The organism is Sneathiella sp. D3-11 (assembly GCF_055809395.1).
In genome coordinates, this window is sequence record NZ_CM147911.1 from 3,236,854 (window position 1) to 3,250,933 (window position 14,080).

The window sequence follows — 14,080 nt, forward strand, 5'->3', positions numbered from 1 at the left end:
ATGGATGCCAATAACTATAAGGCATTTACCGGCAAGGGCCGCCGGCGCCGTCATACGCAGATGTCCGAAATCAACGTCACGCCCTTTGTTGACGTCATGCTCGTTCTGCTGATTGTCTTCATGGTGACCGCGCCGCTCTTGACCGTTGGCGTGCCGCTGGAACTTCCCAGCAGCAAGGCCGCGACCGTGCAGGGCAATGACGAACCGCTGGTCATCAGCGTTGATGGGGAAGGGCGGCTCTATCTTGAAGATGTGGAGATCGAGCTTGCGAACCTCGTGCCCAAACTTCTGGCAGTGACCGGAGCGAAACAGGATCAGCGTATTTTCGTGCGCGGGGACACCAATGTAGCTTATGGCCGTGTCCTGTCGGTCATGGGGGAAATTCATAACGCGGGCTTCAAGCGTGTCGCGATGGTCTCTGCCGGTCCTGGCAAGGCGGCTTCCGACGCGCAACAAGACAGTAACGAGTAAGGGGTCCTCCGACAGATGAGAGTGCCTGCCCTAGCTTCGGCCGTTCTGCATATGCTGATCCTTGTGATCATGTATACCGGCCTGCCGTTGTTTACGGACCCGAAGCTGTATGAGCCGCCGGTCGTCATCAGTGTGGAAATTGTGGATGTGGCGGATATTACCAACTTGCCAAAGCCCGCGCCGGAGCCTGAGAAAGAGAAGAAACCGGAACCGGAGCCCGAACCCAAGCCAGCGCCGAAACCTGAGCCAAAGCCAGAACCAAAACCCGAGCCAACCCCGGAACCTGAACCAGCGCCAGAGCCTGAACCAGCGCCAGAGCCGGAACCGGCTCCTGAGCCAGAACCAGAACCTGAACCTGCGCCAGAGCCGGAACCGGCTCCTGAGCCAGAACCAGAACCTGAACCTGCGCCAAAGGCGGAACCGAAGCCCGTCCCCAAGCCGCCGGTTAAACCGAAACCAAAGCCCAAACCGAAACCAGAACCCAAGCCGGAGCCTAAGAAGCCAGAGCCGAAAAAGCCTGCATTCGATATGAACCAGATGAAGGCGCTGCTTGATAAGAAGAAGCGGGAGCAGGCGGCGAAATCGCAGGATACGGCAGACATAAAAAAGCCCGATTCTGCTGAAAAAGTGCCGAACTCGTCAAGCAAGGCGATGGACAGATCCCTGCCGTTGACATTGGGAGAAGAGGATGCGTTGCGGCAACAGGTCCAGAAATGCTGGAATGTGCCGACGGGGGCAGTGGATGCGGAAGAACTGGTTGTATCAATTCGAATTCGGTTGAATCAGGACGGCTCATTGAACGGATCTCCAGAAATTGTTAGTGGTGGACTGGATGACCCATATGTTTTGGCGGCGGCAGACAGTGCGCGGCGAGCAGTTTTGCAATGTCAGCCCTATAAACTGCCAGCAGAAAAATACGAAAGTTGGCGTGAAGTTACAATGAACTTCAATCCGAAGGACATGTTCTAGGCGATAGGAAGAATGATGATTGGTAGAGTACAGAAAATCTTTGCATTCATGACAGGCTTGATGGTGGCCCTGTCGGTTATGAGTGCAGCCCGGGCGGAGTTGGTCATCGATATCACGCAGGGCAATATCGAGCCGATGCCGATCGCGATAACGGATTTTTATGCGGATAACGAGGCGACGGCGAAAATCGGCAAGCAGATGGCCGATGTCATCCGCGCCGATCTGGAGCGCTCCGGATTGTTTACACCGATCGATCAGCGGGCCTATCTGCAGCAGCCAAAAGATCTGCAGGCAGTTCCTGTCTTCGCTAACTGGCGCAAAATTGCTGCGCAAGCGCTTTCCACGGGGCTTGTTCAGGCGCTCGGCGATGGACAGATCAACGTACAGTTCCGCCTCTGGGACGTCTTCGCTGAGCAATATCTGACGGGGATCCAGTACACGACGCCACCGTCGAACTGGCGCCTGACCGCACATCTGATCGCCGATGAAATATACAAGCGGCTGACCGGAGAGGATGGATATTTCTCGACCCGTCTCGTCTATGTCTCGGAAAGCGGACCGGCGGACCGGCGCATCAAGCGTCTCGCGATCATGGATCAGGACGGAGACGGCCATCAGTTCTTGACGAGCGGCAATGAACTGGTGCTTACCCCACGCTATTCGCCGACCCAGCAGGTGCTGACATATCTTTCCTATTTCAACAACCGCCCGCGGGTCTATCTTTACAACCTCGACACCGGGCAGCAGGAAATTCTCGGTGACTTTCCGGGGATGACTTTTGCACCGCGCTTTTCACCGTCCGGCAACCAGGTCGTGATGAGCATGGCGCAGGACGGCAACTCTGAAATATATTTGATGGATTTGCGCACCCGGGAGATGAAGCGGCTGACCAATCATCCGGGCATCGATACGGCGCCATCCTTCTCGCCGGATGGGACGCAGATTACCTTTGAATCGGATCGGGGCGGGCGTCAGCAGATATATGTCATGAATGCAGATGGCTCAAATGTGAATCGGATCAGCTTCGGTAGTGGCAATTATGGCACACCGGTCTGGTCTCCGCGCGGTGATTTGATTGCCTTCACCAAGCTAACCGGCGGACAGTTTTCCATTGGCGTGATGCGCACTGATGGCTCGCAGGAACGGATTTTGACGGAAGGCTTCCATAATGAAGGGCCCACTTGGGCGCCAAATGGGCGTGTTTTGATGTTTTTCCGCCAGATTCCGGGAAAAAATGATGGCACGGGTGATAAAGTTCGCTTGTGGTCCATTGACCTAACAGGATATAACGAACGGGAGGTTATCACGCCTGGTGACGGGTCAGATCCGGCTTGGTCGCCACCGTATAACTTGAACAGGTGAGATCAAACCACTATAGTTTGCGAGATTACAATATTCGGGGGACCATCTTTACCAGTTTCTCATAGATACATACTGTATCCTTGTTTGACGTGAGATACCCATAGTTCAGAGATTTCCAGAGGATGGGAGTTAAGTAAATGCGGCTCAATCTAGGTCTTAAAACCTTAAGTATTTTCACAGCGTTGCTGCTGGTTGCGGCTTGCGAAACGGCACCTACTGAAACCGGTGACAGCTCAGGTGGGGGCGCGACGACCCAGACGAGCGGAACGTCCGGCTCAACAACAACTGTTGTTACCGAAACCACTACGACCACGGTACAGCCCGGCAGCCAGGAAGACTTGGTTCTGAATGTTGGCGACCGCGTCTTCTTCGGATTTGATAAATATGACCTGTCTGACGAAGCACAAGGCACGTTGCAGCGGCAGGCCGCTTGGTTGAAGGCGAACCCAACGGTTACGCTCGTAATCGAAGGCAACTGCGATGAGCGCGGTACGCGCGAATATAACCTTGCTCTTGGCGAACGTCGGGCAACAGCGGTAAAGAACTACTTGGTAACACTGGGTATTTCGGCAAACCGTTTGTCCACGATTTCCTACGGCAAGGAACGTCCGGTTGCTCTCGGTCATAACGAAGCAGCTTGGGCTCAGAACAGACGTTCGGTTTCGGTTGTAAATTAACCCGAGGCTAGAATTCAGGCGCCCGTTGCCGCACTAACATGCTTAGTGACGGGAACGGGCGTTTTTTTTGAGTCAATCGAGGTGCCCAGAAACGGAGCGACCAGGCATTGACCATAAAATTGCCAATATTCTGAACAAGTTTGATATCTTTGAGGAAAAACCCCACGGATCGAGGAAAGGGTGCGCCGCGATGATTTGGAATGTATCAAAGACCGGAATTGGAAAGTCTGAGCATTCTCGACATGGGAAATTGCTGATTTCCTGTCTGGTATTGGCTATGGCGGCTCTTATTGCACCGACTCTGGCACAAGCTCAAAGCAACAGTGAGGTTCGGGCACTGGCCGATCGGATCAACCGGCTGGAGCAGGATATCACGGATATGCAGCGAACGGTCTATAGCGGTGCAGCGCCCGCGCCCCGACCCGCCGCGCCCAGTGGTTCCTCTGCCTTACCCGCAACATCCGGTGGCTCCATCAGTCAAGATGGGCTCGCGCTTCTTTTGCAGCGTATTAGCGCCCTGGAAGATGAGCAGCGCCGGCTGACGGGTGCGCAGGAAGAAGCCCGCTTCAAGATTACCCAGATGTCGACCCGGCTCGATAAGCTGGTAAAAGATGTCGATTTTCGGCTGACCGATATTGAACGGCGTCTTGGCACGTCAGGTGCTCCAGTTGGAACTTCCGATAATTCTACGGGCGCAATCACATCTCCCACGTCACTTACATCCGGGGCGGCGACGAACTCAGGAACGACCGGGAGCACGTCATCGACAGCCCCTGTTGTAGTAGGGGGTGAAAGTCTGCCCACCGGTAGTAAGGTTCTGGGAACACTCCCCGCAAATAACAACGGCACGCCTGCGGCGGCGAGCTCTACGGGAACCGGATCGGCAGTTGCCTCTACGGCTCCTGCTGGCGGCGGACTACCCGCCGGTTCAGCCTCCGATCAGTATAACTACGCCATTTCTCTCGTGCGGGAAGACCGCTACGACGATGCGGAAGTCGCTTTTACGGAATTCCTCAAGCTCCATAAAGACAACGATCTCGCCGGTAATGCGCAATATTGGCTCGGAGAAACTTTCTATGTACGCGGCGATTTTCCGAATGCAGCCTCGGCCTTTTTTGAAGGGTACCAGAACTATCCCGACAGCACCAAAGCGGCGGATAACCTACTGAAGCTGGCCATGACTCTTGGACGGATGGACCAGAAGGAGGAGGCCTGCGCTACTTTCGCCCAAATGGATAAGCAATTTAGTCAGGTGCCCGCCAGATTGCGGCAGACCGCAGATCGGGAAAAGCAGAAATTCGGCTGCAAATGAGGCACTGCCGTGCCTGAACTTCTAAGCGTTTCCCGACTTCCTGAATTTTTTAGTGACACCCTTCAAGGTATGTTGCCGGAAGGCCCGCCAAACCGGTTGGCGGTCGCGGTTTCCGGTGGTTCGGATAGTATGGCGCTCGTGCTCTTGGCCAAGGACTGGGCGGATCGAAACGGAATTTCTCTGACAGCTTTGACAGTTGATCATGGTTTGCGCACCAGTTCTGCGGATGAAGCAATTCAAGTCAAAGACTGGCTTGAGGCGCGAGGAATAGAGACACGCATCCTCCACTGGACCGGGCCCTATCCCAAAACCGGTGTTCAAGAAGCCGCCCGCAACGCCCGCTATCAATTGATGGAAGAGACCTGCTTACTGGCGGGGATCGGCGCATTGTTGCTGGGGCATCAGATGGAAGATCAGCTTGAAACCCTGTTGATGAGACTCTCTAAGGGGAGCGGGTTGGAGGGGCTTACCGCCATGCAGAGAGTGGGCGCGCGGGGACGGCTCCGTCTAATGCGTCCGCTTTTACCCGTGCGCCGTGAAATATTGCGCAACTATCTTCAGGCCGAGAAGCAGGGCTGGATCGACGATCCCAGCAATGAAAATCCTATCTACACCCGGACCCGAGTCGGGGCCGTACTGACGGAGATGCAGCAACTCCCAGGGAGTAATATCGAAGCAATTGCGCTTTCTCTTGCGCGGTTGCAACGTGCCTGTGAAAGCCTTGACATATTGGCCCGACAAAAGATTGATGCGCACTGTGAGGTCAGTCCACTCGGCTTTATCCGGATGCCGGAAATGGCACTCGATGACTGCCCGGATGAACTGGCGCTTCGAATTCTTTCCGCTTCTCTCAGCTGCGTCGGGGGTGGACAGCGGATCAAGCTCTCTGCGCTTGAACAACTCTATCAGCGGCTTTTTAAAGATCGGTCCAACAAAAGCGGCACAATATCGGGCGCGCAAATCCACAAAACCGGGATGGGTTGGTTGTTCTGTCGGGAGCCGGGCCGTGCAGGTCTTCCCGTGATTGACCTTAATACGGGTCAATGGGAATGGTTTTGGGATAACCGCTTTATCGTGAGCGACACCACGCCGGGCACACCATTGCCGACCGGGCTGTCACTTCGTGCAATGGGGGTAGATGGATGGCGGCAATTGCAGGAAGATGCCGATTCCAAGCTTTTCTCGGATATTCCCGCCCGCGTCCGCCATAGCCTGCCCGCGCTCTGGTCCGAGGGAGAAATTGTCGCGGCGCCGCTGTTGTTTTCGGAGAAAAGCTCGGAATTCGGGCATAATCAGAGGTTTAACATGCAATTTCGGGCATTTTACTGGATGACCGACCCGAATTTGTGATAATTATCGTCGATTGGCTAAATGCCCTATTGGAACTTGACGTTAACAGATTATATCTAGAACTAATCCATACTATCGGATGAATATTACGACGAACGGATCGGACTTAGTCCGAAGTGGGAAGGAAATAATTTCGTGAATCTTTTTGGCAAGAACATAGTGCTCTGGGTAATCATCGCATTACTCGTTGTGGCGCTTTTCAATATTTTCAATGATCCTTCCCCGAGGAATGCCGGTTTATCGATGCCTTATTCGACGTTCCTCGATGAAGTTGAAAACGGCCGGGTGAAAAATGTCACCATTCAGGGGCCGAATATCAAGGGCGTTACCGATGATGGCCGCGCCTTCACAACCTACGCACCTGAAGACAGCACGCTTGTCAGTAAGTTAAGCGAGCATGGGGTTATCATCAACGCGGCCCCGAAGGAAGAGGGAAGCGTGCTGATGGCGACGTTGCTGTCCTGGTTCCCGATGCTGCTCCTGATCGGGGTGTGGATATTCTTTATGCGCCAGATGCAGGGCGGCGGCGGCAAGGCCATGGGCTTTGGCAAGTCGAAAGCGAAGCTGCTGACTGAGAAACATGGCCGTGTGACATTTGAAGATGTCGCCGGGATTGAGGAAGCGAAGGAAGAACTTGAAGAAGTAGTCGACTTCCTGAAAAACCCGCAGAAATATCAGCGCCTTGGCGGCAAGATTCCGAAAGGCGTTCTGTTGATCGGGCCTCCCGGTACGGGTAAGACGCTGCTGGCTCGTTCTGTCGCAGGTGAGGCGAATGTCCCGTTCTTCACGATATCCGGCTCCGACTTTGTCGAAATGTTCGTTGGTGTCGGCGCAAGCCGTGTCCGCGACATGTTCGAACAGGGCAAGAAAAACGCCCCCTGCATTATCTTCATTGACGAAATTGACGCCGTTGGCCGTCATCGTGGCGCCGGTCTTGGCGGCGGGAATGACGAACGCGAACAGACCCTCAACCAGATGCTGGTGGAGATGGATGGCTTTGAAGCCAACGAAGGTGTGATCCTGTTGGCCGCGACCAACCGTCCGGACGTACTTGATCCGGCACTGTTGCGCCCCGGTCGTTTTGACCGTCAGGTTGTGGTGCCGAATCCGGATATCATCGGCCGTGAGAAAATTCTCAAAGTACATATGCGCAAAGTTCCTCTGGCGCAGGATGTAAATGCTCGCACAATCGCGCGCGGTACACCGGGCTTCTCGGGCGCTGACCTTGCCAACCTCGTGAATGAGGCGGCGCTTCTTGCGGCGCGTAAATCACGCCGGCTGGTGACACAGCAGGAGTTTGAGGAAGCCAAAGACAAGGTCATGATGGGCACCGAGCGTCGCTCAATGGTCATGTCCGAAGATGAGAAAAAACTGACCGCCTATCATGAAGGCGGCCATGCACTCGTCGGCATGCATATGAAGGCATCTGACCCGATCCATAAGGCGACAATCATTCCGCGTGGTCGTGCGCTTGGTATGGTCATGCGCCTGCCGGAAAAGGACAGTTACTCGCTACGTCGGGATCAATGTCTGGCCCATCTTGCGGTTGCCATGGGTGGCCGGGTGGCTGAGGAAATGATCTTTGGTCATGATGCTGTTACAACCGGTGCCTCAGGCGATATCAAGATGGCGACCGACATGGCCCGCCGGATGGTTACTGAATGGGGTCTTTCCGACAAGCTTGGCCCACTTCTCTATGGTGCTAATCAGGAAGAGGTTTTCCTCGGTCATTCGGTGTCGCAGCAGAAGAATATGTCTGACGCAACGGCAGATGTCATTGATCAGGAAGTCCGCCGCTTTGTTGAGGAAGGCGAGGCAACTGCCCGCAAGATCCTGAATGAGCATGTGGATCAACTGCACCGGATCGCTAAAGGCCTTCTGGAGTATGAAACGCTCAGTGGGGATGAAATCAAGATTCTGATGGATGGCGGCGATATCAACCGTCCGGAAGATGTTGATACCCCTGCCGACAGCGGACCGAGTTCAACCGTACCCGAAGCCGATGGCCATAAGAAGCCCGGCGGACCGGGTCTGGAACCGGAACCGCAACCTGGCTCATAAGGACAGTTTAATGAGTGAGACGAATAAGGGCTCCGCTTCATCGCGGGGCCTTTCTTCTATGACAGCCAATGACGCGTCGCGCCCCTTAATCATGGGGATCGTGAACGTTACGCCTGACAGCTTCTCTGACGGCGGGCAGCATTCAAGCATTGATGCTGCAATCGCCCATGCCCGCCAGTTGGTTTCGGAAGGGGCGGATATCCTTGATATCGGGGGGAGAGCACCCGACCCGGCGCCAATGCGATTAGTGTGCAGGAAGAATGTGCGCGTGTTGTGCCGGTGATCGACGGCTGCCGCGATCTTGGTGTCACGATCTCCATCGATAGCCGGAAAGCAGATGTAATGGCCGCGGCGGTCGCGGCGGGCGCCACTTTAATTAACGACGTCAGCGCCCTTGAATATGATCCTAGCAGTCTCAATTTCGTGGCGGAAAGCGGCCTGCCGGTTTGCCTGATGCATAGCCTTGCAGACCCCAAGGTCATGCAGGACAATCCCAGCTACGACGACGTGGTTGCCGATGTCATGGCTTACTTGCGCGGGCGGGTTGAGGTTTGCGAAGCGGTGGGTATTGCGCGGGGTAATATTATTGTCGATCCGGGCATCGGCTTTGGCAAAACGGTCGATCATAATCTTCTGCTGATCAAGTCGCTGTCAGCGTTTCAGGCACTTGGCTGTGATATTCTGCTCGGGGCATCACGAAAATCTTTTATTGGACGTATAACACACGAACCGGAGGCATCTAAACGCATCATCGGATCGGTCGCTGTTGCCCTTCATGGCGCACAAGCAGGCGCCCGGATTTTGCGGGTTCATGACGTTAAGGAAACCCGCCAGGCTCTTGAAATATGGCGGGCAATTGATAACGCCTCTTTTTAGACATGTTTTAAGGGTTTTCTGTTAGGGTGTTGCCGAATTTTATTTAGAGACAGAGCCATGACACGAAAATATTTTGGAACTGACGGCATTCGCGGCACGGCGAATAAGGAGCCGATGACCGCAGAGATCGCCCTCAAAGTGGGTAAATCCGCAGGCAAGAAATTCGCCGGGCGTGGCGATTTTCGTCATCGTGTCGTGATCGGCAAGGATACCCGTCTCTCGGGCTATATGGTGGAGCCTGCTTTGACCGCCGGCTTTACCTCGGTCGGGATGGATGTGATTCTTGTCGGACCGCTCCCCACGCCAGCGATCGCCATGCTGACCCGCTCGCTCCGGGCGGATATCGGGGTGATGATTTCCGCGTCTCATAACTCGTTCGAGGATAACGGCATCAAGCTTTTCGGCCCCGATGGCTATAAGTTATCCGACGAAGTAGAAAAAAGCATAGAAGCCGACATCATTGACGACAGCAATATTGTGCTGGCGGATCCGGCGAAGCTAGGTAGAGCGCAGCGTCTCGATGACGCGCGTGGTCGCTATATCGAATTTGCCAAAAGCAGTTTCCCCCGAAACCAACTCCTGAAGGGGCTTAAAATCGTTGTCGATTGCGCGAACGGCGCAGCCTATAAGGTGGCGCCGACAGTGCTCTGGGAGTTGGAGGCAGATGTCATCTCCATGGGTGTCTCTCCCAACGGATTTAATATCAATGATGGCTGTGGTTCAACCTCGACGGATGCTATGTGCGCCCGTGTCGTTGAAGAAGGGGCCGATCTCGGCATTGCCCTCGATGGGGATGCAGATCGGTTGTTGATCTGCGATGAGAAGGGGCGACTGATTGACGGAGACCAGCTCATGGCGCTGATCGCCCGAACCTGGCAACGTCGCGAAAAGCTTCAGGGTGGCGGTATCGTATCAACGGTTATGTCCAATATGGGGCTTGAGAAATTCTTGGAGGATCGCGGCCTGACCCTCGCGCGGACCAATGTTGGCGATCGTTATGTTGTTGAACATATGCGTGAGCATGGTTTTAACGTCGGCGGAGAGCAGTCGGGACATATTGTCCTCAATGATTATAGCACAACGGGTGACGGCCTGATTGCCGCGCTTCAAGTCCTGTCCGTGATCGTAGAAGAGGGCCGACCGGTCAGCGAGGTATGCCATAATTTTGATCCTTGGCCGCAGATTCTCAAGAATGTGCGGTATGGGACAGGGGATCCGCTCTCCGGCGACGCTGTGCAGAAGGCAATCCGGGACGGGGAAACCCGACTCGGAAATGAAGGACGGCTCTTAATCCGAAAATCCGGGACGGAACCGCTGATCCGCGTGATGGGCGAGGGAACGAACGACAGCCTGGTTAATGAGATTGTCGATAATATAGTCAATGAGGTTACTGCCTCAGTTGGCTGATAAAAATAAGACATAAGAGGGTAGTATGCAGGGGCGTGTATTGATTATCGCCGGATCGGATTCCGGCGGTGGGGCAGGTATTCAGGCAGATATTAAGACGGTAACGGCCCTTGGTGGCTATGCGGCGACGGCGATAACCGCGCTGACGGCACAAAATACCCTCGGTGTTGAGGGGATTGAGGCGGTTTCTGCTCCCTTCGTCGCGCAGCAGATTGACGTTGTCTTAAGAGATATTGGTGCAGATGCCATCAAAATCGGTATGCTTCATCGAAAAGAAGTGGTGGATGCCGTCGCGGGTCTGTTTGATCAGCTCGATAAATTGCCGCCGGTGGTGCTTGATCCGGTAATGATTGCCAAAGGCGGCGCGAGTCTGATCGCAGAAGAGGCGAGCGACGCCATAAAAAAACGCCTGATTGGGCCGCATACTCTTGTTCTCACCCCGAATATTCCGGAGGCTGAACAGCTTACCGGCATGAAGATCAACAATCTGACCGATATGGAAAAGGCGGGCCGTCTTCTGCTCGATATGGGGCCCGTCGCTGTATTAATGAAGGGCGGACATAGCGAAGGGGCGGAAATTGTCGATCTTCTTGTTTCACCGAAAGGGGTCCAAACTTTTTCACATCGACGGATTGAGACGCCCCATACTCATGGCACGGGCTGCACACTGTCATCGGCTATTGCAACAGGCATTGCGCAAGGTCTATCGGTCCCGGCGGCCGTTGCCCGCGCCATTCGCTATGTGGAAAACGCGATCTTTGAGGCACCCGGCATCGGCGCAGGTCACGGACCGCTCAATCACGGGCATACAGTGGGGCGGTTTGAATAGCTTTAGCTATCCTTTGAAAACACCTTTTGATAGTATTGATGTAGTAAAATAATTACTATCACTCGATAGGAGTAAGGCATGGCCTATTTTAAACACGCTTTATTGGGCATTGGCTTGATATTTTTTGTTGGATCTGGTGCCGTGCATGGAGCGGAGTCCACAGCAAAAATTGAAGCCATCGATGAACTCCTGAGAGTCACAAGATTGGCTGATAATTTAAAGACTGTCACGTCTGATAGCGTTCGATTTTATCTAGATAAGAGTTTCAGTTCTAAGCCGAATATTCCGGAAGAGGTTAAAGAAAAGTCCTATAGGATAGTAATGGAAACCTTTAACGAGAATTTGCCAGGATTAACCGTTCCGATTGTCGAGTTGTACGAACAGACATTTACGCTTGAAGAAATTCAGGAACTAACGACGTTCTACAAGTCCCCGCTCGGCCAGAAGTTAGTTCGTGAAACTCCGGTAATAGTGCAAAAATCCATGATGATCGGAAATCAGTGGGGCCAGAAGATTGCGGCTATCGCGATGGAGCGTATCCGCAAGGAACTGGCCAGCAAAGGTTACGATATTTGATTGTCAAGCTGGAGGACTAAATTTCCGCAAGAGCCTCAATAAGCCGGTCGATTTCATCGTCCGTGTTATAATAATGAAATGAAGCTCTTATCATTGCATCTATACCCCGTTTCTCAAGATCGAAGCGAGTGCTGGAGAGACCGGTGATAGAGACATTAATACTCCGCTCCGCAAGGTAGTTCTTAATTTCGTCCGGGCTCTTTGTTGTGTGATCGAAGGTGACGATACCGCCTTTTTGAGCGCCGATATCCTGAACGGTGACGCCGGGTACTTTTGAGAGTTTTTCCCGCGCGGTCGCGGCAAGGGCGCAGAGCCGGGTCGAGGTTTCCTCAATTCCGAGGGTGAGAAGATAATCGACGGCAGCGCCGAGTCCGATGACGGCGGCGACATTGAACTCCCAATTCTCGAACCGGCGGGCATCCTTGCGCATTGTATATCCGTCGAGGGACGTCCATTCCGCGCTATGCATATCAAGAAATGGCGGTTCCAGCTTGTCCAAAATACTCTTCCGGACATAGAGAAAGCCAGTACCACGCGGCCCCCGAAGATACTTCCGTCCCGTCACCGAGAGCATGTCGCAGCCGATTTCCTCTACATCGACGGGAAGCTGCCCGACGGACTGGCAGGCATCCAGAAGATAGGGAATGCCATATTTTCGAGCGACTTTGCCGATTTCTGCCGCCGGATTGACAAGTCCGCCGTTGGTCGGCACATGGGTCACCGAAATAAGCTTCACCTTGTCGTCTATCATCTCTTCCAGAGCGGCAACATCCATTTGCCCGCGGTTATCGCTCGGTACGAAATCGATTTTGACGCCCGTTCGTTTTGCAACTTGCAGATAATCAATGACATTGGTGGCATATTCGGCCTCAGCCGTCAGGATGCGGTCCCCGGGCGCGAATTTCAGGCCGTAGAAGGCCATTTGCCAACCGACGGTCGCATTCTCGACAAGTGCAATTTCGCTGCGGTCACAGTTGATCAATTCGGCGATGGCGTCATAGGTTCGCTCAAACGCGGGCAAAGCTCTTGCCTGAGCCTCATAGCCGCCGATGGCCAGTTCCAGATTGAGATGATCTTTCACCGCCTCATAGACAGGGAGCGGCATTAATGCCGCGCCCGCATTGTTGAGATGAATCCGGTTTTCTGTTCCTGGCGTCTCCGATCGGAGTTTATCAATATCAAGTGTCATTAGGTGTCCTGTTTAGCGATGTCCGGCTACAGCATGGGGGATATAGGCGTCCTTGAGGCGCGCGAGTTCGTTCATATCCAACGATATATCAAGTGCGGCAACGGCCTCTTCCAACTGATACATCTTGCTCGCCCCGATAATGGGCGCGGTGACAGTGGGACTGTGGTGGACCCAGGCGAGGGCAATCTGTGCTGGAGTGACCTCACGTTCCTTTGCGATTTCCTGCACAACGGCGAGGATGTCATAGTCGGCGCCCTGTCCAATCCGCATGGATTTTATCATAGCATCGGAGCGGGAGCGGGTCGTCTCTCCATCCGCATCCTTTTTCTTGTTCCCGGCGAGGAACCCGCGCGCGAGCGGTGACCAGGGAATAACGCCAATACCCTGATCCTCACAGAGAGGCAACATTTCGCGCTCCTCTTCCCGATAAACAAGGTTATAAACATTCTGCATGGAGACGAACTTCGCCCAGCTATTCTTTTCGGAGATGGAAAGCGCCTTCATGAACTGCCAGGCGAACATGGAAGAAGCGCCAATATAGCGGACCTTGCCGGCGCGGACGACATCGTTTAGCGCTTCCAGCGTTTCTTCGATCGGCGTGTCATAGTCCCAGCGGTGAATCTGATATAGATCGACATAGTCGGTGCCGAGGCGGCGCAAGGAATTATCAATGGAATGCATGATATGCTTGCGCGAGAGGCCACCGGTTAGCGGACTTTTCCCCATCCGGTTGAAGACTTTTGTGGCGATGACAACTTCATCGCGCTTGGCGTAGTCTTTTAGCGCCCGTCCGACAATTTCCTCCGATACGCCCAATGAATACATATCGGCAGTGTCGAAGAAATTGATGCCCAGCTCAAGTGCGCGCTTGATAAAGGGGCGGCTTTCCTCTTCTGGCAGGACCCAGTCCCGCCAGCTCGGGTCGCCATAGGTCATGGTGCCGAGGCAAAGATCGCTTACTTTCAGGCCGGTATTTCCCAGTCTTTTCAAGTTCATTTTTA

At 54.0% G+C, this 14,080-nt stretch carries 12 protein-coding genes and 1 pseudogene; 11 read left to right on the plus strand and 2 right to left on the minus strand.

The annotated features are described in order from the left end of the window. The 11 genes and pseudogenes from tolR to AC0L73_RS16415 all read left to right on the plus strand — a co-directional run bounded on the left by tolR (window position 1) and on the right by AC0L73_RS16415 (window position 11,890). Window positions 1–471 carry a protein TolR gene (tolR, locus tag AC0L73_RS16365; protein ID WP_227951450.1) on the plus strand — a complete coding sequence of 157 codons (471 nt, stop codon included), beginning with the start codon at window positions 1–3 and terminating at the stop codon, window positions 469–471. Window positions 472–486: 15 nt separating this feature from the next. After that, complete coding sequence (locus tag AC0L73_RS16370) at window positions 487–1,440, plus strand: energy transducer TonB (protein WP_473654269.1); 954 nt, start codon at window positions 487–489, stop codon at window positions 1,438–1,440. Window positions 1,441–1,452: 12 nt separating this feature from the next. Further along, a complete protein-coding gene (gene tolB / locus AC0L73_RS16375; protein WP_473654270.1) occupies window positions 1,453–2,802 on the plus strand; it encodes a Tol-Pal system beta propeller repeat protein TolB in 1,350 nt (449 codons plus the stop codon). Between the two features lie 137 nt (window positions 2,803–2,939). Further along, complete coding sequence (pal, locus tag AC0L73_RS16380; protein ID WP_227951456.1) at window positions 2,940–3,479, plus strand: peptidoglycan-associated lipoprotein Pal; 540 nt, start codon at window positions 2,940–2,942, stop codon at window positions 3,477–3,479. Window positions 3,480–3,756: 277 nt separating this feature from the next. After that, window positions 3,757–4,791 carry a tol-pal system protein YbgF gene (ybgF, locus tag AC0L73_RS16385; RefSeq protein ID WP_473654271.1) on the plus strand — a complete coding sequence of 345 codons (1,035 nt, stop codon included), beginning with the start codon at window positions 3,757–3,759 and terminating at the stop codon, window positions 4,789–4,791. Window positions 4,792–4,800: 9 nt separating this feature from the next. Continuing rightward, on the plus strand, window positions 4,801–6,141 hold the full coding sequence (tilS, locus tag AC0L73_RS16390; RefSeq protein WP_473654272.1) for a tRNA lysidine(34) synthetase TilS: 1,341 nt from the start codon (window positions 4,801–4,803) through the stop codon (window positions 6,139–6,141). 135 nt (window positions 6,142–6,276) lie between these two features. After that, window positions 6,277–8,202, plus strand: a complete 1,926-nt coding sequence (ftsH, locus tag AC0L73_RS16395; RefSeq protein ID WP_227951463.1) for an ATP-dependent zinc metalloprotease FtsH — start codon at window positions 6,277–6,279, stop codon at window positions 8,200–8,202. Window positions 8,203–8,293: 91 nt separating this feature from the next. Beyond that, window positions 8,294–9,078, plus strand: a pseudogene (gene folP / locus AC0L73_RS16400) (dihydropteroate synthase). A gap of 57 nt (window positions 9,079–9,135) precedes the next feature. Next, window positions 9,136–10,485, plus strand: a complete 1,350-nt coding sequence (gene glmM, locus AC0L73_RS16405) for a phosphoglucosamine mutase (protein WP_473654273.1) — start codon at window positions 9,136–9,138, stop codon at window positions 10,483–10,485. Between the two features lie 25 nt (window positions 10,486–10,510). Next, on the plus strand, window positions 10,511–11,314 hold the full coding sequence (thiD, locus tag AC0L73_RS16410) for a bifunctional hydroxymethylpyrimidine kinase/phosphomethylpyrimidine kinase (protein ID WP_473654274.1): 804 nt from the start codon (window positions 10,511–10,513) through the stop codon (window positions 11,312–11,314). Between the two features lie 78 nt (window positions 11,315–11,392). Continuing rightward, entirely contained in the window at window positions 11,393–11,890 is a 498-nt protein-coding gene (locus tag AC0L73_RS16415) for a DUF2059 domain-containing protein (protein WP_473654275.1), read from the plus strand. A gap of 16 nt (window positions 11,891–11,906) precedes the next feature. On the opposite strand, the gene AC0L73_RS16420 is transcribed toward AC0L73_RS16415, so the two are convergent. After that, window positions 11,907–13,079 carry an aminotransferase class V-fold PLP-dependent enzyme gene (locus AC0L73_RS16420; protein ID WP_473654276.1) on the minus strand — a complete coding sequence of 391 codons (1,173 nt, stop codon included), beginning with the start codon at window positions 13,077–13,079 and terminating at the stop codon, window positions 11,907–11,909. A 12-nt stretch (window positions 13,080–13,091) separates the two neighbouring features. Further along, the gene (locus AC0L73_RS16425) at window positions 13,092–14,075 is read right to left on the minus strand and encodes an aldo/keto reductase (protein ID WP_227951475.1); all 984 of its coding nucleotides are present in this window, start codon (window positions 14,073–14,075) and stop codon (window positions 13,092–13,094) included. Window positions 14,076–14,080 lie beyond the last annotated feature (5 nt).

What these genes read in the sequence shown, in the direction of transcription:
- pal (WP_227951456.1), top strand. Translation starts at nt 2,940, where the DNA reads ATGCGGCTCAATCTAGGTCTTAAAACCTTAAGTATTTTCACAGCGTTG.
- tolB (WP_473654270.1), top strand. Translation starts at nt 1,453, where the DNA reads ATGATGATTGGTAGAGTACAGAAAATCTTTGCATTCATGACAGGCTTG.
- AC0L73_RS16370 (WP_473654269.1), top strand. Translation starts at nt 487, where the DNA reads ATGAGAGTGCCTGCCCTAGCTTCGGCCGTTCTGCATATGCTGATCCTT.
- AC0L73_RS16425 (WP_227951475.1), bottom strand. Translation starts at nt 14,075, where the DNA reads ATGAACTTGAAAAGACTGGGAAATACCGGCCTGAAAGTAAGCGATCTT.
- tolR (WP_227951450.1), top strand. Translation starts at nt 1, where the DNA reads ATGGATGCCAATAACTATAAGGCATTTACCGGCAAGGGCCGCCGGCGC.
- glmM (WP_473654273.1), top strand. Translation starts at nt 9,136, where the DNA reads ATGACACGAAAATATTTTGGAACTGACGGCATTCGCGGCACGGCGAAT.
- ybgF (WP_473654271.1), top strand. Translation starts at nt 3,757, where the DNA reads ATGGCGGCTCTTATTGCACCGACTCTGGCACAAGCTCAAAGCAACAGT.
- thiD (WP_473654274.1), top strand. Translation starts at nt 10,511, where the DNA reads ATGCAGGGGCGTGTATTGATTATCGCCGGATCGGATTCCGGCGGTGGG.
- AC0L73_RS16420 (WP_473654276.1), bottom strand. Translation starts at nt 13,079, where the DNA reads ATGACACTTGATATTGATAAACTCCGATCGGAGACGCCAGGAACAGAA.
- AC0L73_RS16415 (WP_473654275.1), top strand. Translation starts at nt 11,393, where the DNA reads ATGGCCTATTTTAAACACGCTTTATTGGGCATTGGCTTGATATTTTTT.